This is a genomic window from Bacillus sp. REN16, assembly GCF_020731355.1.
Classification (GTDB): domain Bacteria; phylum Bacillota; class Bacilli; order Bacillales; family Bacillaceae_L; genus Ferdinandcohnia.
Window position 1 is genome coordinate 263356 of record NZ_JAJFZK010000006.1, and the last position, 25654, is coordinate 289009.

The 25654-nt window shown below is 37.7% G+C and carries 22 protein-coding genes; 19 read left to right on the forward strand and 3 right to left on the reverse strand.

All coding sequences use genetic code 11. The features are described from left to right. The first annotated feature begins 336 nt into the window (after nucleotides 1-336). The 15 genes from gndA (at nucleotide 337) to glgA (ending at nucleotide 17936) form a co-directional block, all read left to right on the forward strand. Nucleotides 337-1749 carry an NADP-dependent phosphogluconate dehydrogenase gene (gndA, locus tag LKW28_RS10320; protein ID WP_229140277.1) on the forward strand — a complete coding sequence of 471 codons (1413 nt, stop codon included), beginning with the start codon at nucleotides 337-339 and terminating at the stop codon, nucleotides 1747-1749. 188 nt (nucleotides 1750-1937) lie between these two features. Continuing rightward, complete coding sequence (locus LKW28_RS10325; RefSeq protein ID WP_229140278.1) at nucleotides 1938-3206, forward strand: lactate racemase domain-containing protein; 1269 nt, start codon at nucleotides 1938-1940, stop codon at nucleotides 3204-3206. A 71-nt stretch (nucleotides 3207-3277) separates the two neighbouring features. Beyond that, nucleotides 3278-4048, forward strand: a complete 771-nt coding sequence (locus LKW28_RS10330) for an SDR family oxidoreductase (protein WP_229140279.1) — start codon at nucleotides 3278-3280, stop codon at nucleotides 4046-4048. A gap of 79 nt (nucleotides 4049-4127) precedes the next feature. After that, a complete protein-coding gene (larE, locus tag LKW28_RS10335) occupies nucleotides 4128-4928 on the forward strand; it encodes an ATP-dependent sacrificial sulfur transferase LarE (RefSeq protein WP_229140280.1) in 801 nt (266 codons plus the stop codon). Nucleotides 4929-5039: 111 nt separating this feature from the next. Beyond that, a complete protein-coding gene (locus tag LKW28_RS10340) occupies nucleotides 5040-6512 on the forward strand; it encodes a gluconokinase (RefSeq protein WP_229140281.1) in 1473 nt (490 codons plus the stop codon). Between the two features lie 77 nt (nucleotides 6513-6589). Further along, on the forward strand, nucleotides 6590-7351 hold the full coding sequence (gene larB, locus LKW28_RS10345) for a nickel pincer cofactor biosynthesis protein LarB (RefSeq protein ID WP_229140282.1): 762 nt from the start codon (nucleotides 6590-6592) through the stop codon (nucleotides 7349-7351). Next, entirely contained in the window at nucleotides 7348-8244 is an 897-nt protein-coding gene (locus LKW28_RS10350; RefSeq protein WP_229140283.1) for a LarC family nickel insertion protein, read from the forward strand. Before larB ends, LKW28_RS10350 begins: the two co-directional genes overlap by 4 nt. Nucleotides 8245-8427: 183 nt before the next feature. Beyond that, nucleotides 8428-9405 carry a ring-cleaving dioxygenase gene (locus LKW28_RS10355; RefSeq protein WP_229140284.1) on the forward strand — a complete coding sequence of 326 codons (978 nt, stop codon included), beginning with the start codon at nucleotides 8428-8430 and terminating at the stop codon, nucleotides 9403-9405. 253 nt (nucleotides 9406-9658) lie between these two features. Next, a complete protein-coding gene (locus tag LKW28_RS10360) occupies nucleotides 9659-10042 on the forward strand; it encodes a hypothetical protein (RefSeq protein ID WP_229140285.1) in 384 nt (127 codons plus the stop codon). Beyond that, entirely contained in the window at nucleotides 10032-10547 is a 516-nt protein-coding gene (locus tag LKW28_RS10365; RefSeq protein ID WP_229140286.1) for a hypothetical protein, read from the forward strand. The genes LKW28_RS10360 and LKW28_RS10365 overlap by 11 nt, the downstream gene beginning before the upstream one ends. A 282-nt stretch (nucleotides 10548-10829) precedes the next feature. Further along, nucleotides 10830-11843, forward strand: a complete 1014-nt coding sequence (locus LKW28_RS10370; protein WP_229140287.1) for a glycoside hydrolase family 15 protein — start codon at nucleotides 10830-10832, stop codon at nucleotides 11841-11843. Nucleotides 11844-12261: 418 nt separating this feature from the next. Continuing rightward, nucleotides 12262-14205: a 1,4-alpha-glucan branching protein GlgB gene (glgB, locus tag LKW28_RS10375; protein WP_324255027.1), complete on the forward strand. Its 1944-nt coding sequence runs from the start codon at nucleotides 12262-12264 to the stop codon at nucleotides 14203-14205. Next, nucleotides 14202-15356, forward strand: coding sequence for a glucose-1-phosphate adenylyltransferase (locus tag LKW28_RS10380; RefSeq protein WP_229140288.1), 1155 nt, complete (start codon nucleotides 14202-14204; stop codon nucleotides 15354-15356). Before glgB ends, LKW28_RS10380 begins: the two co-directional genes overlap by 4 nt. Nucleotides 15357-15380: 24 nt before the next feature. Beyond that, a complete protein-coding gene (gene glgD / locus LKW28_RS10385) occupies nucleotides 15381-16487 on the forward strand; it encodes a glucose-1-phosphate adenylyltransferase subunit GlgD (RefSeq protein ID WP_229140289.1) in 1107 nt (368 codons plus the stop codon). A gap of 12 nt (nucleotides 16488-16499) precedes the next feature. Next, nucleotides 16500-17936, forward strand: a complete 1437-nt coding sequence (gene glgA / locus LKW28_RS10390; protein WP_229140290.1) for a glycogen synthase GlgA — start codon at nucleotides 16500-16502, stop codon at nucleotides 17934-17936. A gap of 36 nt (nucleotides 17937-17972) precedes the next feature. On the opposite strand, the gene LKW28_RS22975 is transcribed toward glgA, so the two are convergent. The 3 genes from LKW28_RS22975 to LKW28_RS10395 all read right to left on the reverse strand — a co-directional run bounded on the left by LKW28_RS22975 (nucleotide 17973) and on the right by LKW28_RS10395 (nucleotide 19555). After that, nucleotides 17973-18101, reverse strand: a complete 129-nt coding sequence (locus LKW28_RS22975; protein WP_267497964.1) for a hypothetical protein — start codon at nucleotides 18099-18101, stop codon at nucleotides 17973-17975. A gap of 112 nt (nucleotides 18102-18213) precedes the next feature. Continuing rightward, nucleotides 18214-18348, reverse strand: a complete 135-nt coding sequence (locus LKW28_RS22980) for a hypothetical protein (protein WP_267497965.1) — start codon at nucleotides 18346-18348, stop codon at nucleotides 18214-18216. 55 nt (nucleotides 18349-18403) lie between these two features. Further along, nucleotides 18404-19555 carry a glycoside hydrolase family 18 protein gene (locus LKW28_RS10395; protein ID WP_229140291.1) on the reverse strand — a complete coding sequence of 384 codons (1152 nt, stop codon included), beginning with the start codon at nucleotides 19553-19555 and terminating at the stop codon, nucleotides 18404-18406. 150 nt (nucleotides 19556-19705) lie between these two features. On the opposite strand from LKW28_RS10395, the gene LKW28_RS10400 reads away from it, so the two are divergent. The 4 genes from LKW28_RS10400 (at nucleotide 19706) to LKW28_RS10415 (ending at nucleotide 25588) form a co-directional block, all read left to right on the forward strand. After that, nucleotides 19706-22201, forward strand: a complete 2496-nt coding sequence (locus tag LKW28_RS10400; protein WP_229140292.1) for a DEAD/DEAH box helicase — start codon at nucleotides 19706-19708, stop codon at nucleotides 22199-22201. A gap of 249 nt (nucleotides 22202-22450) precedes the next feature. Then, nucleotides 22451-23716, forward strand: coding sequence for a biotin/lipoyl-binding protein (locus LKW28_RS10405; RefSeq protein WP_229140293.1), 1266 nt, complete (start codon nucleotides 22451-22453; stop codon nucleotides 23714-23716). Beyond that, nucleotides 23700-24380 carry an ABC transporter ATP-binding protein gene (locus LKW28_RS10410; protein ID WP_229140294.1) on the forward strand — a complete coding sequence of 227 codons (681 nt, stop codon included), beginning with the start codon at nucleotides 23700-23702 and terminating at the stop codon, nucleotides 24378-24380. The genes LKW28_RS10405 and LKW28_RS10410 overlap by 17 nt, the downstream gene beginning before the upstream one ends. Then, entirely contained in the window at nucleotides 24377-25588 is a 1212-nt protein-coding gene (locus LKW28_RS10415) for an ABC transporter permease (protein ID WP_229140295.1), read from the forward strand. Before LKW28_RS10410 ends, LKW28_RS10415 begins: the two co-directional genes overlap by 4 nt. The last annotated feature ends 66 nt before the right edge of the window (nucleotides 25589-25654 follow it).

Genomic DNA, 25654 nt, shown 5'->3' on the forward strand with positions numbered 1-25654 from the left:
CCAATTAAAAAGTACCACAAAATTGAAAATTTAAATTATTACTCATTGTAACACTATTTATAAGATAATCAATTAATAAATTTCATAGATTTTATGAGAATTTTAAAAATAAAAGTTTATAATCTTCATAGAATCTACAAAATTCAACAATTGATGAATTGATTTAAAGAGGATAATCTTCTATAATATAAATAGTTAGTTTAGGAAACAAATTAATTATTTAAGTGAGACATAAACTTTTAATTTAAATTGTCATAATCACTTTAAAAGAAACACAAAATAACATCATGATTTGTTTTCTATCTTTATTACATAAGTAGAAAGGTTTGATTTTAAATGTCTAAGCAACAAATTGGTGTAGTTGGTTTAGCAGTAATGGGTAAAAACTTAGCGTTGAACATAGAAAGCAGAGGATACTCTGTAGCTGTTTTTAACCGTTCATACGAAAAAACAGAAGAGTTCCTTCAAAATGAAGCAGTCGGCAAAAACTTTGTTGGTGCCAAGACAATAGAGGAATTTGTTAATTCTCTAGAAAAGCCACGCAAAATTTTATTAATGGTTAAGGCTGGTCCAGCAACTGATGCAACAATTGATTCATTAAAGCCATATCTTGAAGAAAATGATATTTTAATTGATGGTGGTAATACATTCTTCCAAGACACAATTCGCCGAAACAAAGAATTGGAATCTACTGGTATCCACTTCATTGGTACTGGGGTTTCTGGTGGTGAAGAGGGAGCATTAAAAGGACCTTCAATCATGCCTGGCGGACAAAAAGAAGCCTACGAGCTTGTCAAACCAATCTTAACCGCAATTTCTGCAAAAGTATCAGGAGACCCTTGCTGTACATATATCGGACCAAATGGTGCTGGACATTACGTTAAAATGGTACACAATGGTATTGAATATGGAGATATGCAATTAATCTGTGAAGCGTATTTTATCCTTAAAAATGTATTAGGTTTAAGCACAGATGAACTTCATGAAGTATTTGCTGAATGGAACAAAGGTGAACTAGACAGTTACTTAATTGAAATTACAGCAGATATCTTCACTAAAAAAGATGAAGAAACTGGTAAACCACTTGTTGACGTTATCCTTGACACTGCTGGTCAAAAAGGAACTGGTAAATGGACTAGCCAAAATGCGTTAGATCTAGGTGTTCCACTACCAATTATTACTGAGTCTGTATTTGCTCGTTTCATCTCAGCAATGAAAGATGAACGTGTGAAAGCTAGCCAGGTTCTTTCAGGTCCATCTGCACAAGGTTTTGATGGAGATAAACAGGAACTTATTGAAGCAGTACGTAAAGCACTTTACTTAAGTAAAATCGTTTCATATGCACAAGGCTTTGCACAAATGCGTGTCGCTTCTGAAGAATATGACTGGAATTTAAACTACGGTGAAATTGCAATGATTTTCCGTGGCGGGTGTATCATTCGTGCAAAATTCCTACAAAACATTAAAGAAGCATATGACCGTGACCAACAACTAGCTAACCTATTATTAGATCCTTACTTCAAGGAAATTGCAGAAGGTTACCAAGATTCTTTACGTAAGGTTATTTCAGTTGCCATTGAAAAAGGAATTCCGGTTCCATGTTTCTCAAGTGCAATTGCATACTATGACAGTTATCGTACTGCAACATTACCTGCAAACCTTCTTCAAGCACAACGCGATTACTTTGGTGCGCATACTTACCAACGTGTTGACAAAGAAGGAATCTTCCATACAAACTGGATGGAATAATTACTCTGTTGGGGTTTCAACATTGAAACCCCGGCTTTTATTTGTAAGAATCTCATTTTTGATGTAAGGGATTACACATTTACACACAATTGGCTTCCGAAGGTTAAGTGCAAAAATAGAGACATCGGTTCTAAAAATGCGTAAACTGTTTTTAGATGATGGAAGTTTTAATAGAAGGGAGTCTTATCATGGGTATTCTCCAAGAGTTATTAAAGGATATTCCGGTTCCAAAAATGCTTAAAGTCAAACAGCATTTTGATGATTCTAAAGTTGAAAATCTTGTAGAAGATTTAACAAATAAATTACATCGGGAAGAAGTAAAACAAACCATTAAACCAGGCATGGAAATTGCAATTGCTGTGGGAAGTCGTGGAATTGATGCGTTAGTTGACCTTACAAAAATAACTGTGCAATTTATTAAGGATATGGGCGGTAAGCCTTTTATTGTACCAAGTATGGGCAGTCATGGTGGCGCAACTGCTGAAGGTCAACGTGATGTTTTAAAACATCTTGGTGTAACAGAAGAAAGTGTTGGCTGTGAAATACGTTCTTCGATGGAAGTTATTAAGCTGGGTGAACTACCAAATGGCTTACCTGTTTACATTGATAAATACGCTTCTAAAGCTGACGGAATTGTTGTTATTAATCGTGTAAAACCTCATACCGCTTTCCGTGGTTCTGTTGAAAGTGGAATCCAAAAAATGATTAGCATTGGTCTGGGTAAGCAAAAAGGGGCAGAGGCTTGCCATCAGTTAGGCTTCAAATACATGGCAGAAAATGTTCCCGCCATGGCACAAATGATTATGGAAAAAACACCGTTTCTTTTTGGCGTTGCAACTGTAGAAAACGCTTTTGATCGGGTGGCAAGAATTGAAGTTATGCTTACAAATGAAATTATTGAGAAAGAACCTGAACTTCAAGCGCAAGCAAAACAATTACTACCTAAACTATTCTTTGATCAAATCGATGTTCTTGTCATTGATCAAATTGGTAAAAACATTAGTGGGGACGGCATGGACCCTAATATTACAGGTCGCTATCCAACTCCATATGCACATGGCGGTCCTGAAGTGAACAAAATGGTTGTCTTAAACCTAACGCCGGAAACAGAAGGTAATGCGAATGGTGTTGGTACGGCCGATTTCACAACTCAGCGACTCGTTGACCAAATGGACCTTGAGTTCACATATGCAAATGGATTGACTTCAACAGTGGTTGCGCCGACGAAAATTGCAACAACACTTCCAAATGATAAAGAAGCCATTCAAGCAGCCATCAAAACATGTAATATCTTAGATTTTTCAACAGTAAAAATGGTTCGCATCAAAGATACACTGCATGTAAGTGAAATTGAAGTATCCGAAGCCTTATTAGATTACATCAAGAATCATCCAAATATTGAGCAGGCATCAGACCTTTATGACTTCGATTTCAACGAAAACGGAAACTTATTTTAACTGAATTTATTGGGGGAGAAATTCCTCTTTTCAGAATAAGTCTAATTACATATTGAAAAAGGGGAATAAACATGACTAACTTATTTGACTTAACTGGAAAAACAGCTGTAGCCATTGGCGGAAATAGTGTACTGGGTTCTTCAATCTGTAAAGGCTTTGCTGAACAAGGTGCAAAAGTAGCCATTGTTGGGCGTAACCTAGAAAGAGCAGAAGCAGTTGTTAAAGAAATTGAAGCAGAGGGTGGAGTTGCGAAAGCTTTCCCAGCAGACGTACTTAACCGTGAATCACTTGAAACTGCTGCACAAGAAATCACAGCATGGTCTGGCGGAATCGATATCCTTCTAAATGCTCCTGGTATGAACAGTCCAACTCCGTTCTTTGAGCTTGATATGGATGAATATGACAAAATCATGGATGTAAACCTTAAAGGATATGTTGTGGCAACTCAAATTTTCGCGAAGAAAATGATTGATCAAGGACGTAAAGGAAGCATTATCAATATTTCTTCTGTTTCATCTACAACACCACTATCTAAAGTATTTACTTACTCAGTATCTAAAGCTGGCGTTAACAGCATGACTCAGTTCTTAGCAAGAGAATTCGCACCAAATGGAATTCGTGTCAATGCAATAATTCCAGGGTTCTTTCCAGCTGAACAAAACCGTAAAATCTTAAGTGAAGAGCGTGTAGCATCAATCATGGGACACACTCCAATGAATCGTTTCGGTAACCCTGATGAGTTAAAAGGAGCGGCTGTATTCTTAGCTTCAGAAAACGCTTCTAGCTTCGTAACTGGTACATTCATTCGAGTTGATGGCGGATTTGGAAGCATGACTATCTAAAATAATCCTTCTGTTACATATTTTACCTGATATAAATAGATAGAGAACAATTACAACCGGGAAAGAAGGGGAGAAGACAATGATCGACGAAAAGTATCAAAAGCTAGTGTCAATTCTCCGAGAGATGGAATCAGTTGTCGTTGCTTTTTCTGGTGGCGTTGACAGTACCTTTTTATTAAAGGTTGCTGTTGACACACTAGGGAAAGAAAATGTTTTAGCGGTAACTGCTGATTCAGAAACATATCCTTCAACTGAGTTAAAGGAAGCCGAAGTCCTTGCAAAACAGATAGGGGCCAACCATCGTGTTATTGAAACATCGGAGCTAGCTATTCCTGGCTACACAGAAAATGATCGAAATCGTTGTTATTTCTGTAAGAGCAGTCTGTTTGATCATCTCATTCCTGTTATGGAACGTGAGGGTTATCACAATGTTGTGTATGGCGTCATCGCGGATGATATGAATGAGTTTCGTCCAGGTATGAAGGCAGCCAAGGAAAAAGGAATTCGTGGTCCATTACAGGAGGCAAATCTTTTTAAAGATGAAATCAGGGAACTTTCCCGTGAATTTGATTTGCCAACTTGGAATAAACCATCATTTGCTTGTCTTTCATCTCGGATTGCTTATGGCGAAAAAATTACGATTGAAAAGTTAACAAAGGTTGAAAAAGCAGAGGAATTCCTTAAATCTCTTCAAATTCGTCAGGTTCGTGTTCGTACTCATCAAGATATTGCTCGGATCGAAGTTGAACCTAATGATATGAAAATTGTCTTAGATAATCATAAAGCCATTACAAAAGAACTTAATTCCATTGGCTATAAATATATAACTCTAGATTTAGTAGGTTACAAGAGTGGAAGTATGAATAAAGTCCTTTCTTAAGCAGAAAAGCTTTGGATTCTTTCCAAAGCTTTTTCTTTGAAAAGAATAATATGGTAACATTATGTCACAAACTAATAAAGTTATGATAGAACGTGAAAAGGAAGATGTAGTATGTCACATGAATACGTCATTGGTCTCGACCTTGGAACAACCAGTGCAAAAGCAGTTATTTTTACCTTAGATGGTAAGGTAGTTGCTGAAGCAGAGGATCTAGTTACCTCTTACTACCCTAAGCAAGGTTGGGTTGAGCAAGATCCTGATGAAATTGAACGCTCTGCTGTAAAAGCAATCAATATGGCTATTCAACAGGCGAAAGTAAGTAAAGCGGAAATCATTAGCTTGGGTATTTCAGCTGCTATGCATTCCATCATTTGTATGGGGGATAATGGAGAAGCTCTTTCCCAAGCATTAATTTGGGCAGACGGCAGAAGTACAAAACAAGCAAATGAACTTTTGGAATCAGACGGACTTGACATTTTTTCAAGAACAGGGATGCCGATTCATCCAATGTCACCTTTATCAAAGTTTATTTGGATGAAGGAAATTGATTATATACCATATAGACAATCAAGCTATTTTTTATCCATTAAAGAATATTTGCTTTTAAAATGGTTTGGTCAGCGAGTAATTGATTATTCAGTGGCATCTGCAACAGGAATGTTTAATGGAAAAACATTTCAATGGGATGAAGAGGTGCTTAACAAAGCTGGTATCACAGAAGACATGCTTTCAAAAATCGTCCCACCAACTTACCAATTAACCGACATTAAACCAGCTATTGCTGATGAAATGGGAATTTCGAACGAAATGCCTTTTATTATCGGTGCTGCCGATGGTCAATTTGCCAATTTAGGAATTGGAGCGATTTCTCCAGGGGAGGTTGCTGTTACAGCTGGTACAAGTGGAGCCATTCGCCAATTTACAAAAGGATTCCAATCAAATAGAAAGCATGAAACTTTTTGTTATGCTTTTTCTGATGAATATTTTATTGTTGGCGGTCCAACGAATAACGGTGGAATTGCCCTTCAATGGTTAAAAGAGCTGCTTAATTACCAAAAAAGCTTTGATCATTTTACTGCTGAGGCGGCAAAGGTTGGCCCTGGCGCTGAAGGTTTATTTTTCCACCCATATATTAATGGGGAACGCGCTCCTTTGTGGAACCAACAAGCCCGTGGTAACTTCTTCGGTATGTCCGTTACTCATAAAACAGAGCACTTTGTTCGTGCCGTATTAGAGGGGATTACATTTAATCTATACCAAATCGGACAAGCATTAGAAAAACAAGCTGGAAAAACAGAAAAGCTTTATGTAAACGGTGGATTAGCACGTTCACCATTGTGGCTTCAAATGCTTGCTGATATTTTTGGTAAAGAGGTTTATGTCCCGGAAAGCCATCACAGTGCGGCTTGGGGCGCAGCTTGGACCGCATTAGTAGGCATCGGTAAAGTGAATTCCTTTGAAGAGATCAAGAACAATATCCCAATGGGAGAGCCTGTTTTACCAAATAGCGAAACCCATGAGAAATACAAAGCTATATACGCAAAATATGAAGCAATTGGAAAAGATATTATCAAACATTTCTAAAATATAAGCGTCAGTTTGATACTGACGCTTTACTTTAGGTATACATCGATTTTGAAATCGATTAAGGTGTGTGAAACATGGTAGAAGAAATCTTAGAGCAGGTCAAACAAGGAACATTAAGTATAGTGGATGCTAAAAAACAACTTGCAACCTATGAAAATTTAGGATTTGCAAAAATTGACCATCATCGAAAAAATAGACAGGGTTTTCCTGAAATTGTTTTTGGAGAGGGCAAAACGAAGGAACAAATTCACTCGATCATTAATATAATCAAAAAGCGTGGAGACAATGTCCTTGTTACCCGAATTTCTAAAGAAAAAGCAGATTTTATTTTGAAATTAAACCCAGAGTTTGTATACAATGAAACAGCTCGGGTTCTATATTGGAAAGATGAGACAAGGGGAAATACGCAAAGGAATGGCTATATCGCAATTGTATGTGCAGGAACCTCTGATCTACGAGTAGCTGAAGAGGCCGCTATAACAGCTGAAGTTCTAGGCAGTAATATTCGTCGTTTCTATGATGTAGGTGTTGCCGGCATCCATCGTTTATTTGATAACATTGAGGAGATTCGAAATGCAAATGTGTCAGTTGTTGTCGCTGGCATGGAGGGGGCTTTACCAAGTGTAGTCGGTGGACTTGTTTCTCATCCGATTATCGCAGTCCCAACAAGTATCGGTTATGGGGCAAATTTTCAAGGGCTATCAGCTTTACTTACAATGCTGAATTCCTGTGCATCTGGAATTAGTGTCGTAAATATCGACAACGGTTTCGGTGGTGCATACAACGCAGTCTTAATTGATCAACTTGCCCAAAAAGGAGAGAATCAGACTAAATGAAAACACTATATTTTGACTGTTTTTCCGGAATTAGTGGAGACATGGTCATTGGAGCATTACTTGATGCAGGTGGAGACCCACAAAATCTTGTTCAGGAATTAAAAAAGCTGCATTTTGAAGATGAATATGAACTACAATGGAAAAAAGTCGTGAAAAACGGAATCACCTCCACGAAATTTGATGTCATTTTAAAAGATGATAGTCATAGGCACTCACATACACATGATCAGCACCATGAGCATACTCATGACCACCATCATGATCATGAACACGAGCATCATCATGATCACCATCATAATCATGAACTTGAACACGATCATTTACATACACATGATCATGACCATCAGCACAATGTGCATACTCATGACCATCACCACCATCATTCACATCGTGCTTATACGGATATTGTGAAGATGATTGAGGATTCCGAATTAGCACCTGAAGTTAAGGATATATCACTAAAGATTTTTAGGAAAATTGGAAAAGCTGAAGGTCTTATACATGGACTTCCATTAGAAAAAGTTCATTTCCATGAAGTAGGTGCTGTTGATTCTATCATCGATATTGTCGGAGCAGCTATATTATTACATCAGCTGGAAATTTCAACGGTAAAATCATCTGCTGTACCAGTTGGAACCGGAAAAATCCATATTGACCATGGAATTTATCCGGTTCCGGCTCCTGCTACGCTTGAAATATTAAAAGGAGTGCCGATTGAACAGAGTGATATTCGCTTTGAACTTACGACACCAACGGGAGCAGGTATTATCTCCGTGCTTACAGATGAATTTTGCAGTTTTCCTTCAATGAAGGCCTCAGCAATTGGTTACGGAGCAGGCACAAAAACGTTTAAAGATCGCCCAAATGTTCTACGTGTCATCGTTGGAGAATAGCCTTTTATCTAGTCCTCACTATAATGTGGGGACTTTTTTTTTCAGAACTCCTTAATTGACACATATTAAATTAGGCTGTATAATTATCCTGAATTTAAGATATATAGTTTAAAGATATTATCGATAAGTTTCTTATTGCTAGGAAAAACTAAAATACACACAACGGAATTGGAGGCATAAATAATGAACGGATTAAAAGGAATACACCATGTCACTGCGATCACGAGTAGTGCAGAAAAAAACTATGAATTTTTTACCTATGTATTAGGAATGCGTTTAGTAAAGAAAACAGTAAACCAGGATGATATTCAAACATATCACCTCTTTTTTGCAGACGATACAGGCAGTCCAGGTACAGACATGACCTTCTTCGATTTTCCAGGAATCCCAAAAGGAGTTCATGGTTCAAATGAAATATCAAAAACATCCTTCCGTGTTCCAACCGATGCCGCAATCGATTATTGGGAAAAACGCTTTGACCGATTAAATGTTAAACATTTTGGAGTGAAAGAACAATTTGGCATAAAAACAATATCTTTTGTTGACTTTGATGACCAACAATATCAATTAGTTTCAGATGAAAACAATAAAGGTGTGCCTGCTGGAACTCCATGGCAAAAAGGGCCAATTCCATTAGAATATGCAATCACTGGTTTAGGACCACTATTTGTACGAACTGCCCATTTTGATTTCTTTAAAGAAATGCTTGAAAAAGTATTACAATTTAAAGAAATTGCAGCAGATGGCTCATACCACTTGTTTGAAGTAGGCGAGGGGGGGAATGGGGCTCGGGTTGTTGTAGAGAATAACACCATTCTTCCACCGGCACAGCAAGGCTTTGGAACGGTCCACCATGCAGCTTTTAGGGTAGACGATAAATCTGTCCTAAATGAATGGGACAAGCATTTACACGAATTTGGTTTCCAAACTTCAGGCTTTGTTGATCGCTTCTTCTTTGGATCACTTTATTCTAGGGTGGCACCAGGAATACTATTTGAATTTGCTACCGATGGCCCTGGGTTTATGGGGGATGAACCATACGAAACATTAGGTGAAAAGCTATCTTTACCACCATTCCTAGAATCAAAGCGTGAAGCCATTGAAAGCTATGTACGACCTATTGACACCGTTAGAAGCACAAAAGAATTTGTAAAAGAATAAGCTTGTTTAAAGATGTCCCTTTTATAAATCGGGGCATCTTTTTGTAATTAAGGATCGGATGCTCGAGAAATCAAACATTTACCAGTTGTCCATTGTACATAGGTCAAAAGGCGTGAAACCTTGCTTTCCCCACGTTAATTTCTTCCATTACCACTGACCATCGAAGGATTTTATCGAAATCAATCGAAATTTGTCTTATTTCATTGTATAATTATCTGTTGTAAGACAAAAAGCTTTGAAAGGATGATGTCCAATGATGGAATGGGCGTTGGTCATATTATTTGGGGTAGCAGCAGTATTGCTCATTTTATCCTATGCACTTACGAAAAAAGCAAAAAAGGCTGAGCAACGAGAGCTTGAATTATATTCAGTAAGTTTTATGGAGGAAATAAATAAGCTACAAGAGCAAATGAGAAACCTTGAATTAGACAATGAAATTCTTGCAAACCAAGCAGGAATAGATACAACAGATAAAGAACATCGCGCTTTACTTCGTGATGCGCTCGATTTATATAAAAGAGGGTACTCAGTAACAAGCATTGCGAATGAAACAAATCAAAGTGAAATCGAAGTACAAGGTTTGCTGTCTCCATTTATGAAACAAGCAGAAGGGAGAAAAGCAGCCAATGACCGCTAAAACATTAACTAGCTTTGCATCTGGACTATTACTTGCAGCAGTTGTGTGTGCGGCTGTTTATTTTTTCGGGCCCCAACAAGCAACAAACACAAAGGCTGGAGAAAAACCAACTGTCGAAGAGCTAAAAAGTCTTCTATCAGCTGAAGGTTATGTTGTTCATACAGAAGAAGAATGGAATCAAGCGACTGCTGAAGCGAAGAATCCAGTTGAAAATACTGAGGAACAACCAAAAGAAGAGATAAAAGAAGAAACTCCGGAAGAACAAAAAGAAGAACCGGCTGAGCCAGTTGTCAATAAAACTGTCATCACCGTCTCAGAGGGTATGACAAGCTATGAAGTTGGAAAAGCTCTTATATCTGCCCAAATCATAAGCGGGGATGCATGGGATTTCGCAAACCTGGTTGAGCAAAAAGGTGTAGCCAAATACTTAAAGCTTGGCACATTTGAAATTAATAGCGATATGACAACAGACGAAATCATTTCGATCATTTTTAAAAAAAGATAATCTAACAGAAAAAGACCTAAACCACTAAAATGTGATTTGGTCTTTTTCTTATTTTCGTGAAACATTTTTTGTGAAACAAGAAAATTCGGGCGCTGACATGCACCGAAATGTAGGCATTTCACACAAAAAGTAGACAATTGTTATCATTTTGCCTTTGCTTACATATTATAGAATATAATTAAATATTAATTATTAACTTGGTAAATAAATTTGATGTGTTTTATAAATAGGATTTCTGTCAAGAATGATTGTATAGTAAATAAGCTAATGGGGTGATACGAAATGTATACCAATAAAGCAATTCAGGTTCTTGACCGTATGCGCTTATCAAATGGTGCTTATACCGCAAGTTTATCAAATGATTATAGCTATGTATGGATTCGAGATATAGTATATACTGTTCTTCCATTTATCAATGAACCGTCTGACAGATATGCGAAGGCCTATCATGCTTTATTTGATATGTTTAAGACGTATGAGTGGAAAATTGATATCCATCGGAAAAAGAAACCAATCTATTTATTTGAATATATTCATTCACGCTATTCCACTGATTTAAAGGAGATGCATGTCGAATGGGGGCATGCCCAAAACGATGCGATTGGCGCATTTTTATGGGGCGTTGGTGAAGGATACCGCTTAGGCCAAAAAGTAATTCGAGATAAAAAAGATATTGAAATTGTTCAAAAGCTTGTCGATTATCTGGAATGCCTTCAATATTGGCACGCAAAAGATAATGGCATGTGGGAAGAAAATATGGAAGTTCATGCTTCAAGTCTTGGTGCCTGTGTGGCTGGACTGAATGCTGTTAAAATCCTTGTTAATGTAAATGAGGATTTAATCAAAAAAGGTGAGAATGCCCTCCGAAATCTTTTACCTCGAGAAAGCGAAACAAAGAATACTGATTTAGCTTTACTTTCCCTAGTATTCCCATACCGGGTCGTAGATCGGGATACTGCAATTAAGATTGTTGAAACCGTTTCCTCAAAATTAGAGCGGACATATGGTGTAATTCGCTATGAAAATGACCAATATTATAATGAAGGAAAAGAGGCCGAGTGGTGTTTTGGATTCCCATGGTTAGGTCTTTGCCACCTTGAATTAGGTCAATTTCATAAAGCAAGTGAGTATATAGAAAAAACTAAGAGAATTGTGCCTGACAACTGGGAGGTTCCTGAGCTATATGTAGGTGGTACAAATAGGCCAAATGGAAACACCCCATTAGCATGGTCAGTTGCGATGTCCTATATTTTCCTCACAAAAATAGATGACATTGCTCAACAAAAAATTTCTTAAAAAGCTGCGAATGCAGCTTTTTTTGTTTGGGTAAAACTTTTTACTTACACCAATATTATTCTACAATAGTAAAATCTCTGGTGACCCCATCCTTATTCATATTATTTCACAATATCAAATTTGTGCACAAATATGTAAAAAATCTCCACAAATCAACGAAATGTTGTAAACGGTTTCATCTTTTCTTTCAAAAATATTTTCATTAAAATAATAATTTTCCGTCTTTTCTACCTTATTTGACAATAAAAAACATTATTCGCCAAAGGAATATTTTGAACACAAGACGAATCTATATAATAAAGTGAAAAAGTGATACCAAACCATGGTCTTATTTATTTTATCGACTTTCATACAAATGACATAAATTTTTGGTATTACAAACTTTCTCTTTACATATATCAAAAGGAGGATAACAATCTTGAATTCTACGCTTGAAAAAAGAGCGGATCTTATTCCAAGTGAGTTTGACCTGTATTTATTTCACGAAGGAACATTATTAGAAGGCTATAACATACTAGGTGCACATGTTATGACCTATGAAGGGAAAGAAGGGGTTCGATTTTCAGTTTGGGCACCACATGCCAAGGCAGTATCTGTAGTTGGCGACTTTACTAACTGGGATGGTCGTGAAAATCACCTTGAAATGATACCAAACTCTGGTATATGGGTTGGCTTTATCCCAGGATTAAAAGAGGGTGAGCTTTATAAATACGAAATCACAAATGCAAATGATGACAAGAATCTAAAAGCAGATCCCTATGCATTCTTTTCTGAATTAAGACCTAACACAGCTTCCGTTATTACTAGACTCGACCAATATAAATGGAATGATAAGAAATGGATCAAGAACCGTGAAAAGGTGGAATCCTACAATCAATCAATGCTAATTTACGAATTGCATACTGGTTCTTGGAAAAAGAAAGAAGATGGCGGCTTTTATACATATCGCGAGCTAGCGGATGAAGTCATTGAATATGTAGTTGAACATGGGTTTACACATATAGAGTTAATGCCGATCATGGAGCATCCTTTTGACTTATCTTGGGGCTATCAAATAACTGGCTTTTATTCTGTAACAAGTAGACATGGTTCACCACAAGATTTCATGTATTTTGTGGATCAATGTCACCAAAAAGGTATAGGTGTCATCCTTGATTGGGTTCCAGTTCATTTCTGCCGTGATGCACACGGACTAGGAAGATTTGATGGGACTCCTCTTTATGAGCCTGCCGAATCAAAACGAGCTGACAGACCTTTATGGGGAACGTACAACTTTGATTTTACAAAACCGGAGATTCATAGTTTTTTACTTTCCAATCTTGCTTTTTGGATGGATATGTACCATATTGATGGCTTTCGAATCGACGCTGTTTCATCATTGATATACCTCAACCACGACAACCCGCAACATGAAAAGCTATTTAATCAATTTGGTGGCGAAGAAAATCTAGAAGCAATCGAATTTATAAAAAAAGCAAATGAAGAAATGTTCAAAAGATACCCGGGAGTCTTGATGATTGCAGAAGAAGCAACTGACTATCCCCTTGTAACTGCACCAACTTCTGCCGGCGGATTGGGCTTTAATTATAAATGGAATATGGGCTGGGTGAATGATGTCCTTAAGTACATGCGACTGCACCCGTCCGACAGACGCTATCACCATAATTTATTAACTTTTTCTTTCTTCTATGCATTTTCAGAAAATTTTGTTTTACCTTTTTCTCATGATGATGTTGTACACGGGAAGAAATCCCTTTTAGATAAAATGCCAGGTGACTACTGGCAGAAGTTTGCAAATTTACGTTTATTATATGGCTATTTGATGACCCATCCCGGAAAAAAACTTCTCTTCATGGGTGGAGAGTTTGGCCAATTCACCGAATGGAAAGAGCTTGAAGAGCTAGATTGGATGCTGCTAAAATATGATTCTCACTCTAAGCTGCAAACATATTTTAAAGAGCTTCAGCATTTTTACCAAATGAATTCTAGTCTTTGGAGACTGGATCATGAACAAGAAGGTTTTGAATGGATTGACCCTGATAACCATGATCAATCTGTGATTACATTCATGAGACATGGGAAGCGCAAAGGTGATTATTCCATTATCGTATGTAACTTCGGAGCCGAGGTTTATGAAGATTATCGTATTGGCGTCCCAGCAACTGGGAGTTATATAGAATTATTTAACAGTGATTCCGTAGAATTTGGAGGATCTGGTCAGATTAACGAGGCTGCTATTTCGGTTGATAATGAGCCAGCGCATAATCAGCCATACAGTATGTCAATTAAAGTTCCACCTTTAGCAATAAGTATTTTTAGAAAAGTGACAAAAAAGAGAAAAAGAGGTGTCATCAAAAAATGAGGTCAAAGAAGTGGATTGCAGTTGTATTAGCAGGTGGTCAAGGGTCAAGATTGGGGGAATTAACGACAACCCTTGCCAAACCCGCTGTTCCGTTTGGAGGAAAGTACCGAATTATTGATTTTCCGTTAAGTAATTGTACTCATTCAGGCATCGATACAGTCGGTGTCGTAACTCAATATCGTCCTCATGTACTTAATAACTATGTAAGCAATGGGCGACCTTGGGATCTAGACAGGAACAATGGGGGAGTAACAGTCCTACCGCCTTACCTTGGTAAGAATGGCGGAGATTGGTACAAAGGAACTGCCAACGCAGTCTACCAAAATATCCATTATATAGAGCAATATGACCCAGAATATGTGGTTATTTTATCTGGCGATCATATTTACAAAATGGATTATAGTAAAATGCTTCGCTTCCACCTGGAAAAGGATGCTGCCGCTACAATTGCAGTCATTGAGGTTCCGTGGGCAGAGGCAAGCCGCTTTGGGATCATGAATACAAATGAAGAAAAGAAAATTGTTGAATTTGATGAAAAACCAGCAAATCCAAAAAGTAATCTTGCGTCAATGGGGATTTACCTATTCAAATGGAAATTATTAAAGAAATATTTAAACGAAGATGAATTAAACATTCATTCTTCAAACGATTTCGGGAAAGACATTATTCCGAAATTACTTGAAGACAATAATCAGTTATATGCATACCAGTTTGATAGTTATTGGAAGGATGTCGGTACAATCGAAAGCCTATGGGAAGCACACATGGACCTTTTAGATGATGCTCCTGGTTTTGATTTACATGACCCAAGCTGGCCATTCTTTACCGGAATTGCGACACATCCACCACAATATATTTCACCAGCTGCTGAAATTTCTCAATCACTGATTAATGAAGGCTGTATTGTACAAGGAACAATTGACCACTCTGTTCTCTCATACAATGTACAGGTCGGAGAGAACTCGATTATTAAAGACTCTGTTATCATGCCGAATGTTCAAATCGGCAAAAATGTGACCATTCATAAAGCAATTATTGCAAGTGATTTATGCATCCCAGATGGAGCACATATTGGGTCAGATGCCCCGAACGCTACCATAACGTTAGTTGGAGATGAAGACACTGTTAGACCATTAACCGTAAGTAAATAAATTTCACATGAGGAGCGATTGGGATTGGAACGAGTAATTGGTGTAATTAATTTAGTGAATGATAAGCAATATTTAAAAGAATTAACCCAGCACCGGTGTCTGGCAGCTGTACCATTCGGAGGAAGATATCGACTAATTGATTTTACAATGTCCAATTTTATTAACGCCCACATTAAAAAGGTGGGTATCTTCACAAAGGATAAATATCGTTCCATCATGGATCATCTTGGCAATGGAAAAGAATGGGATCTTGATCGGCGAAATGGGGGATTATTTATTTTACCTCCAATTCACCCGGATAAAAGTATAGTCGGTGACATTCAGCAATATTTTGATCATCTGGAGTTCTTTAAGCGATCCCATGAGGATACAGTCCTATTTTCTCCAGGTCACCATGTTTATAAAATCAATTTTAATGAAGTGATAAAAAGCCATAGAGAAAGTGGAGCTGACATCACGATTGTTTACAAGCAATTCGATGGAGAGCCTGTCGAAAAACCAATTTATCATAAATGCATCCTGAATGCGGATGATAAAGTATCCAATCTAGAACTCTATACATCTCCAAAACAGGGTGATCCCGTATGTACAGAAACGTTTGTTTTTTCAAAAAAGCTATTAATTGAGCTTATTACAAAATGTTATGAAAATGGGGAATACGATTTTATACGAGATTTAGTCAAGGCAAACCTGCCTCGACTAAAAGCAAACAGCTATCATTTTAAAGGATATATGCCATTTATTCATTCAATTTCAAGTTATTATAAAACGAATATGGAGTTCTTAAATCCGCAGGTTACAAAGGAATTTTTCTTTGATAACTGGGAGATTTATACGAAAACAAAGCATGAGCCCCCAGTTAAATATTCCACAACTTCTAATGTCAGCAATTCCTTAATTGCAAATGGAAGTGATATCGAAGGAACGGTTGAAAATAGCATTATCTTCCGCGGGGTAAAAATACGCAAAGGGGCAACTGTCAAAAACAGTATTATCATGCAAAAAGGTGTTATTGACGAGGGAACATATCTTGAAAATGTGATAACAGATAAACAAGTAAATATCACTTCTGAAAAGGTCATCATTGGAGAATCTTCTCCAACTGTTATAAAAAAAGCTGAGATTATCTAATGGGGGAAAATCATGAACGTATTATTCGCAGCATCAGAGTGTGCTCCATTTATTAAAACAGGCGGACTAGGGGATGTAATAGGGGCTTTACCAAATGCTTTACAACAGGAAGGGATTCATGTAAATGTAATCCTTCCAAAATATGGTGACCTGGCTGACAAGTATAAGGATCAGCTTGTATTAGAACGTATTATCGAGGTTCCATTAGGATGGCGGCGACAATATTGCGGCATCGAAAAATTAGTCCACAATGGAATTAGCTATTATTTTTTAGATAATGAATATTATTTTAAACGGTATGGCAGCTACGGTTTTTATGATGATGGAGAGCGGTTTGCATTCTTCTCGAGAGCGGTGCTGGAAGCAATCCCATATCTGGAGAAAAAGCCAGATGTGATTCATTGTCATGACTGGCAAGCTGGACCGATTCCACTTTTATTAAATGCACATTATTCGAACCATCCTGACTACCAGCGGATTAAAACAGTATTTACAATTCATAATCTTCGCTATCAAGGGGTTTACCCGAAATCTGTTTTAGGCGAATTACTTGATGTGAGTGAACGTTATTTTCATATAGACGGGGTTGAGTTTTTTGGGAATGTCAGTTATATGAAGGCTGGATTGTCCTTTGCTGACGCCCTTACAACTGTAAGTCCAACCTATGCAAACGAAATACAAACAGCTTATTTCGGTGAACAGTTAGATGGATTTTTACGAAAACGAAATTCTGAATTGCAAGGAATTGTAAATGGGATTGACGATGAAAATTATAATCCCGCTTCAGACAAGGCGATTTTTAGCTTTTATGATACGTATGAAGGAAAAATGGAGAATAAAAGGGCCTTACAAAAGCAACTTGGTTTACCAGTTAATGATGAAATACCAGTTATTTCAATGATTACACGACTTGTTGAACAAAAGGGTATTGACCTTGTTTTGCATGTATTTGAAGAAATTCTTAACCAAAATGTACAGTTTATTTTGCTTGGAACAGGCGAAAGCCATTATGAGGATGCCTTCCGTGAACTAGCATCCCGATATCCATCAAAAGTTTCAGTTAATATCTTTTTTGATGAAGGGCTTTCCAGAAAAATCTATGCGGGTTCTGATTTATTTTTAATGCCATCTCAATTTGAGCCTTGTGGGATTGGTCAATTACTCGCTTTCCGCTATGGGGCGCTCCCACTTGTGAGAGAGACAGGTGGACTTAAGGATACTGTTCAACCTTACAATGAGTTTACGGGCAAAGGGAATGGCTTTAGCTTCACGAATTATAATGCACACGACATGTTGTATACAGTTGAGCGGGCGATTTGGTTGTATCGTTTTCAACCAAGGAAATGGAAGGAGCTTTCAGAAAAAGCACTAAAACTTGATTTTAGCTGGAATGCTTCTTCCAAAGAATATATAAAATTGTATGAGGAACTGCAATTTGCTTTTCGTTAACACGATAAAACGTTAGGGACATGACCCTAACGTTTTTTACCTTTTTCGACTCAAGTGTGTAAGTGCAATTCTCCTAAGCGATGAGCTGCTAAAATCAGTTGCATTTCTCTTTCTTATCTGTTCGCGGATCGGATTGTCATTTATTTTACTTTCGCTATTTGCCATTATAGGGACTCCTCCTTATAGGATTATCATCCCCAATTAAAAAAATCTTTATAAAACTAGCTTGTAGCACCATCCTAAAAAAAGTGATTCTCTAGAATCACTTTTTGCTGCGTTATTTATCCTTATTAATCTGTACATTTTGTGGTCTTTTTGGATGTCCAACTCTATTTTCATCATCAGGACCTGTTAGGGTATTTCGTTTATCTAATACTTTTCCTGTAAATTCAACTGGATTACGATTTGCCATGTATTTCACCTCCATTTTTAGGATGGTTGAAAATCAAAAAAACATGACAGCTAATTTATTTTTTCAGTGTATAATAGTTCTTTATATTGGCCGCTGTTACCGATTCATACATGGTATTTGTAAGACTGTATTTCCCTTTTGCATCAAGACCAAGTTCCCAGATCATCATGCCGCCAAAACCGTGATTTAAGGCAAGCTCCGTTTTTCTTGTCATCATTGATTTTCCATTATAATAATACGTTGTACCATTCATAACGACAGAATCTTTACCTGCGTTTTCAGTATTGTTTGCAATAATGGCTTCATATGATACTTGCTTGATGTTTACATCGGCAGGTTGTCCATAAAATGGAACACCTAATACAAGTTTTTCCTTAGGCAATTTGTGTGCATCAAACAGGTTCGACCAGTAGCCCACAATACTCTCGGAAAATGGATACGGAGATAAATTTTCGGCATGATAGCCGCCATCCCATTGACCATCATATGCCATAATATTAACATAATCGACATATTGAAACATATTCGGTTCATATTTTACATATCCAAGCTCTGTTAATGTTTGTGCGTGAATTTTTGAATGAACGGCAATTGACAACTCCTTGTTTTGGGCATGCAGCTTGTCACCTAATGTTTTCATAAATTGATGTAAATTCTTCGCATCTGCATCTGTTCGGGGATGTTCAAAATCAATATCAATCCCATCAAGATTTTCACGTTCAACTACTCCCATTAGCTCATCTGCGAGCTTTGATTGAGAATTTGGGTTTGCCAGTGCCGCTGAAAAATAACCATAAGATTCGCCGCCATTCATATGGAACCAACCACCAACGGCAAGCATCGCTTTTGTATGATGTTTATGTGCATTTGCAACCATGCTTCTCAGATTCTTAGTTGCGTGATCACCTGTAAATAGAATTTGTCCATCCTTTGTTGGATGAACAAAGGAGAAGATAATATGTGTAAGTTTCGAATAATCGATTTGATTTGGATCACGAAAATCCTGAACATACCCAACTAAAACCTTAGATTGCGTTTTATCAAGCTTCGGCAATTCTTTGGGTACCGGCGTTTTGGATGAATAAGGGGCATTCTTCGTTAATTTATTTTCATGTTGATTTTGGTTTGAAAGCATCGTCCCTGTTAACAATCCACCAACAAATATCACAACCAACAAAATAGATAGGAAGATATATCGTCTTTTCATGATGTTGTCCTCCTGATTAACTTTATCTTTAAAATTGTATCAAACAGATCAAGCATATAGGTGTGGTAATATCATCCTATATAACATAAATATTTTTACCCTTCTTATATAAACTAAAAGCAATACGACATGTTGGCAAGGAGCAATTATATGAGCAATCAACTTGAACAGTACTATAATCAAGCAATCATACGGGCGAAACAGATGATAATGGATGATATCCATCATTACTTAGAACAAAAAGAAGAAATCTCTACTTATGAACAATATGTGCGTGAACGTGGGGCTTTTATCAATCAACTCTGGCAAAACGCTTGGCTAAATACGGCAGTTCAAGCGCCAATTTCCGAAAAAAAAGCCTATTTAGCTGAACGGGGCTTTGAGGTAGAAGGTATTGCAAAAAAGCTGCTTAATAAATTATTTCGAACAGAGATTCGCGATGTAGAAGCTCATGATTTAGTTAGTTGGCTTGAAGAAACGTTTGCAAATGACACTGAAAAATGGGTTCAAAAATATCGTATTGCAAGAAAAGACTATAAAGCTCGATTGAAAAAACAACAGGAGAGAGAAAAAAAGCGAAAATTCATAATGAAGCTTAACTTTTATCTTAATGAAATCCTTAGTGACCATTATGATGAACTCTATCTTAGGATTCGTTATTTACTAGGGAGCCATTTATCAATCGAAATTGAGCAAAAAGGTATGGTTTTATCATCGGACGATATCACTTTCTCCGCTTATTTATACAAAGAAACCGAGCTCGCACATAACCGTTATTTCTATCAAGAAAATTTAATCGAACAATATGAGGATCTCATTTTACATCAACTCATGGATTTTGGACCTCATTGGTTAAAATCTCACTTACCAGAACATATATTCGCAGAGTGTAAAAATAGCTTTAGTGAACCATTATCAGATGCATTTTTACAGGAAGTAGCATATGAATACTTTCTAGATGTACGTGATGATTTATTTGAAGATATTTTAGAGGAATATGTGTCCGATCTTGTAAAATTGATTGATATTCCATTTGATTTGGACATACATAAACAAGTATTTGAACGGGATATTACGGAGCGGAAAGAACGGGCCGAAAAGGAAGAAAAGGAACTTCGACGCCAAAAGGAAGAAGAGCAAAAAATGATGGAGGATATTTTCGGACGCGCCTACCATCTATCCCCAGGAAGAAATATCCAATACAGTCTACATGTTGGAGAAACAAATACCGGAAAGACCTTTCAAGCAATTCAACGAATGAAGGATGCCAGGAGCGGGATCTATTTAGCTCCATTACGATTATTAGCACTTGAAATTTACGAAACATTGAACGTTGAAGGTGTTCCATGCAATTTAAAAACAGGTGAAGAAGAAAAAGTTGTAGAAGGCGCAAATCATCTTTCAGCAACCGTTGAAATGCTAAGAGAAAAAGACTTTTATGAAGTGGTTGTGATTGATGAGGCACAAATGATTTCGGATAAAGATCGAGGCTTCTCTTGGTATAAAGCCATTACAAATGCTAACGCAGAAGAGGTTCACATCATTTGTAGCTTTCATGCAAAATGGATGATCCTTCAGTTGCTTGGTAACTCCAATGTGGAAGTGCACGAATATCATCGGGATGTACCATTAGAAGTGGAACCACATGCGTTTCGTTTGAATCATACTCGAAATGGGGACGCCCTTGTTTGTTTTTCAAGAAGAAGAGTGCTCGAAACAGCATCTGAGCTACAAAGGAGCGGTCGCCGGGTAAGTATGATCTACGGCAGTATGCCACCTGAAACACGCAAAAAACAAATTCAACGTTTTAATGATGGGGAAACAACCGTCATTGTTGCGACCGATGCAATCGGAATGGGGTTAAACCTGCCGATTCAACGGATTGTGTTTTTAGAAAATGACAAATTTGATGGAACGAGAAGAAGATTATTAACCTCTCAGGAAGTAAAGCAAATAGCAGGACGGGCCGGAAGACGAGGTATTTATGATATCGGAAAAGTCGCTTTTACAAGTGATATAAAGACAATGACACGACTATTGGAGCAAGAGGATGACCCGCTCGAGGGCTTTGCGATCGCACCTACAAATGCGGTGCTGGAACGTTTCCAAAAATACTCTCGAAAAATGAGGATGTTCTTCTACCTTTGGGATCAATTCAAAAGCCCTGAGGGTACAAAAAAAGCCACTCTTTCTGAGGAAAGAATGCTGAATGAATTGGTTGAAGATACAATTATCGAGGCAAAGCTTTCGTTACCTGATCTATATGGATTTTTGCATTTACCATTTTCATCAAATGAACCGTCACTTCGTGCACAATGGAAGAAAACTCTCGAGGCGGTTGTCGATGGTGCCCCATTACCAGATCCAATCCTAAAAGATTCTGGATTAGAGGAGCTTGAACTTTCATATAAAGCTGTTGGTCTTCACTTGTTATTCTTATATAAATTAGGAAAACAGACTGAGGCACATTATTGGGAAAGGGTACGCGAAGAAATTAGTGACAAGATACATGAACAATTAAAGAGTGGAATCCAGTCAACCAAACGAGGATGCAAATGTTGCGGGAAAAACCTCCCCATCGGCTTTTCGTTTGCAATCTGTAATGAATGTTATTTCGAGCGACCAAAAAGAGGGCACTATGGATGATTTTTAATGAATGATCAACTAGTTTTTACCTAGTTGGTCCTTTTTAGGCTCACATGATGTGGGTCACAAAGACGAAGACATCAAAATGTGGGGATTTTAGTCTTTGATCCTATGAAATTTAAAATTTTTAAAAAAAAATGAAACCTTTTGGCAGTCTATGCCGTCTTACTATTTAGGGATAAATTTGGATATTTTTACTCAAATTCAACATTTACCCAATGAAATGAGAACTATATAGGGGGAAGTCTGGTGAAGAAAAAGAAGGTTTTAATTTGGATCTTGTCGATTGTTGGTGTCCTGGCAATCGCAGGAGGTGCAGCAGCCTTTTTGATGAAGGAAAAGAGCGTGGCATCTGTTGGAGGAGAAACTGAAGAAGTAAATGTAACTGTTCAAAAAGCAAAGGAGCAAGAATTAATTGAAACGATTCTAGTAACAGGGGAAATCGTACCTGAAGGTGAGCAGAAGGTTTTCTTAAATCCAGAGCATGGAGAAATCAGCGAATATAAGGTAGATGAAAACCAAACTGTTAAAGCTGGAGATCCTCTATTTGTCTATGATTCTTCAAAACTAGACACCGAGATAACCCGTGCTACTAGAGAAAGAGACTTAATACAGACGAGAGCAAAAACGGAACAAAACCAAATTGCGGCACTAAATAAACGAATTGAAGAGGCTAAAAAAGCTCTAGCTGCACAAAAAAATAAGCCAAAGTCGGAAGCTCCTGAGACTGAAGAAGGCACAGAACCAGCACAAGTAGAAGAAGTCGTGATTGAAGATGTTAACCAGCTCACAAGTGAAAAGGTTCAAATGGAGCTGCAATATGAAAATACGAAATCAGAGATTACAGCAGCAAACGAAAGAATTACAGAAATAACAAATCAGAAAAAAGAAATGACAGTTGTAAGTAAAATCGATGGAGTCATTGTTAAAATCAATAAAAATGTTTCCGCAACAGAAGCGGGTGCAAATGAGCCAGTCATACATACCATTTCCAATAAACCGTATAAGGTTATTGGTACAATGAGTGAATTTGATGCAGTTAAAATCCAACAAGGTCAAGAAGTAATTGTACGTCCAAAGGTATTTAAGGATCGCGAATGGAAGGGTGCAATCGAAACCGTTTCCCATTTCCCAAATGAAACTGGCGGCGGTGAAGGGGAGTTCTATGGTATGGGTGGTGGAGGAAATGTCACAATGTACCCATTCAAGGTTGCTATAACAGACGATACTTCTGAGCTTCGTCATGGCTTTCACGTTTCACTTGAGGTAAGAATTCCTGGAACTGAAATTCTTCCAGTTATTCCGCATACTGCTATTTTGGACGAAGGTGGAGTAGCGGTTGTATACGTCCTAGCAGACGGACTCTTACAAAGACGTGAAGTTCAAACAGGTTCAATGAATGATGAATTTATCCAAGTTACAGAAGGTGTTACAAAGGATGAGCTTGTTGTTATAACACCATACGAAGGAATGTACGACGGAATGGAAGTGACCTCCTTTGATGAAATTGAGTAAGATTACAAAGGTATATGGAAATGGTGCACTTGAGGTACCGGTTCTGCACGGGATTGATTTAACCATTGAAGACGGGGAATTTATTGCCATTATGGGTCCATCGGGGTCCGGGAAATCCACTTTAATGAATATTATTGGTTTTCTAGATTCGCCAACTTCAGGATCATTTGAATTGAATGATGAAAAAATAGGGCTGGTCAAGGATAAAAAACTAGCAAAATTACGAAACGAGCACATCGGCTTTGTGTTTCAGCAGTTCTTTCTGTTACCACGCCATAATGCACTTAAAAATGTAGAATCTCCGCTTATTTATGCGGGTATTTCAAAGCGGGAACGAACCGAAAGGGCTAAACAAATGTTAGACAAGGTAGGACTTGGAGATCGTGTAAAGCATTTGCCGAATCAGCTTTCAGGTGGACAAAAACAAAGGGTTGCGATTGCAAGGGCTCTTGTCAATAATCCTTCGATTGTGTTAGCAGATGAACCAACCGGTGCTCTTGACTCCAAAACGAGTGAACAAATAATGGAGTTGATGGTTCAATTAAATAACGAAGGTAGAACCGTCATTATTGTAACTCATGAGGAAGAAGTTGCAGCATACGCAAATAGGGTTATCACCTTAAAGGATGGGTTGATAACGGATGATCAGAGGAGAGGACTATGAGTCTATTGGAAAGCTTTAAAGTAGCATTATCCTCGATATGGAATCATAAAGTACGGTCTATTTTAACAATGCTTGGAATCATCATTGGCGTCGCAGCAGTTATAATTATTGTCGCGATTGGACAAGGTGCAAAAACGAAAATGACAGAAGATTTATTCAGCCTTGAAAAAAATGCAGTGGATCTTTGGTATCAGCCGATGCCAAAAGAAGGTGAAGAAGAATCAGAGATGGCCTGGATTGAACCTGAATTATCCTCTGAAGATGTCGTAACCCTAGCTCAGGTTCCTGGTGTAAAAGCAGTTATCGCTACAAACCAAGGTTGGGGTCCGATGATCTATAATGATATGCAAGCTGATATGGAGATTACCGGAGTAGGACCTGAGTTCTTTACAGCTCGTGATATCCAAATTGTCGAAGGACGGCCAATCAATACAAGAGACAATGATGGAAGAAATCGAGTTGTCATGATTGATACAGTCGCAAAAGAAAAATTCTTTAAAGATAAAGAAGATATTATCGGAGAAATTGTCGACCTAAATGGAAATCCATACAAGCTTGTGGGTGTTTATGAATCACCAATCCCCGAACAATATCGTTATAATGAATCAGGCGAAATGCTTATGCCACGTGGTGTCATTTCGATGATGTTTGGCAATCGGGAAATTGAGCGCTTAGCAATAATCGCGGATGACCCGGAACGTATTTCCGAAATTGGTCGTTCAGCGGCGGATGCCTTAACTAGATCCAAAAAACTGGAAGACGGGATGTATACAGTGAACGATTTCTCTGAATATGAAGAAGAAGTCAATACTGTTCTTACCATTATGACGTTAGTAATCGGAAGTATTGCAGGCATCTCCTTACTAGTCGGCGGAATAGGTGTTATGAACATCATGCTCGTTTCTGTTACCGAAAGAACGCGTGAAATTGGTTTGCGTAAAGCACTTGGAGCAACACGCGGCCGAATTTTACTCCAATTCTTAATTGAATCGATGACATTAACCTCATTGGGAGGATTATTGGGTATTGGCTTAGCAACATTGGGGACAATTATTGTTACGAAATTTGCACCAATCTCTGCAACCGTTAGCCCCCTTATCGTGCTCATTGGCGTTGGGTTCTCCGCGTTCATTGGTATCATTTTTGGGATATTGCCGGCAAATAAAGCCTCAAAACTTAGTCCAATTGACGCATTACGTTATGAATAAGGCTGGATTTCCAGCCTTTTTTCATTTTAACAGCAGGAAGTCAAAAATAAATGTCGAAAACCTATA

Bases quoted from the DNA above. Each gene is read 5' to 3' on its own strand.
- LKW28_RS10350 (WP_229140283.1), top strand. From the start codon at position 7,348: ATGAAAACACTATATTTTGACTGTTTTTCCGGAATTAGTGGAGACATG.
- LKW28_RS10415 (WP_229140295.1), top strand. From the start codon at position 24,377: ATGAGTCTATTGGAAAGCTTTAAAGTAGCATTATCCTCGATATGGAAT.
- glgA (WP_229140290.1), top strand. From the start codon at position 16,500: ATGAACGTATTATTCGCAGCATCAGAGTGTGCTCCATTTATTAAAACA.
- LKW28_RS10360 (WP_229140285.1), top strand. From the start codon at position 9,659: ATGATGGAATGGGCGTTGGTCATATTATTTGGGGTAGCAGCAGTATTG.
- LKW28_RS10365 (WP_229140286.1), top strand. From the start codon at position 10,032: ATGACCGCTAAAACATTAACTAGCTTTGCATCTGGACTATTACTTGCA.
- LKW28_RS10370 (WP_229140287.1), top strand. From the start codon at position 10,830: ATGTATACCAATAAAGCAATTCAGGTTCTTGACCGTATGCGCTTATCA.
- LKW28_RS10325 (WP_229140278.1), top strand. From the start codon at position 1,938: ATGGGTATTCTCCAAGAGTTATTAAAGGATATTCCGGTTCCAAAAATG.
- LKW28_RS10400 (WP_229140292.1), top strand. From the start codon at position 19,706: ATGAGCAATCAACTTGAACAGTACTATAATCAAGCAATCATACGGGCG.
- LKW28_RS10340 (WP_229140281.1), top strand. From the start codon at position 5,040: ATGTCACATGAATACGTCATTGGTCTCGACCTTGGAACAACCAGTGCA.
- larB (WP_229140282.1), top strand. From the start codon at position 6,590: ATGGTAGAAGAAATCTTAGAGCAGGTCAAACAAGGAACATTAAGTATA.
- LKW28_RS10330 (WP_229140279.1), top strand. From the start codon at position 3,278: ATGACTAACTTATTTGACTTAACTGGAAAAACAGCTGTAGCCATTGGC.
- LKW28_RS10355 (WP_229140284.1), top strand. From the start codon at position 8,428: ATGAACGGATTAAAAGGAATACACCATGTCACTGCGATCACGAGTAGT.
- LKW28_RS10380 (WP_229140288.1), top strand. From the start codon at position 14,202: ATGAGGTCAAAGAAGTGGATTGCAGTTGTATTAGCAGGTGGTCAAGGG.
- LKW28_RS10395 (WP_229140291.1), bottom strand. From the start codon at position 19,555: ATGAAAAGACGATATATCTTCCTATCTATTTTGTTGGTTGTGATATTT.
- LKW28_RS22980 (WP_267497965.1), bottom strand. From the start codon at position 18,348: ATGGCAAATCGTAATCCAGTTGAATTTACAGGAAAAGTATTAGATAAA.
- LKW28_RS22975 (WP_267497964.1), bottom strand. From the start codon at position 18,101: ATGGCAAATAGCGAAAGTAAAATAAATGACAATCCGATCCGCGAACAG.
- larE (WP_229140280.1), top strand. From the start codon at position 4,128: ATGATCGACGAAAAGTATCAAAAGCTAGTGTCAATTCTCCGAGAGATG.
- gndA (WP_229140277.1), top strand. From the start codon at position 337: ATGTCTAAGCAACAAATTGGTGTAGTTGGTTTAGCAGTAATGGGTAAA.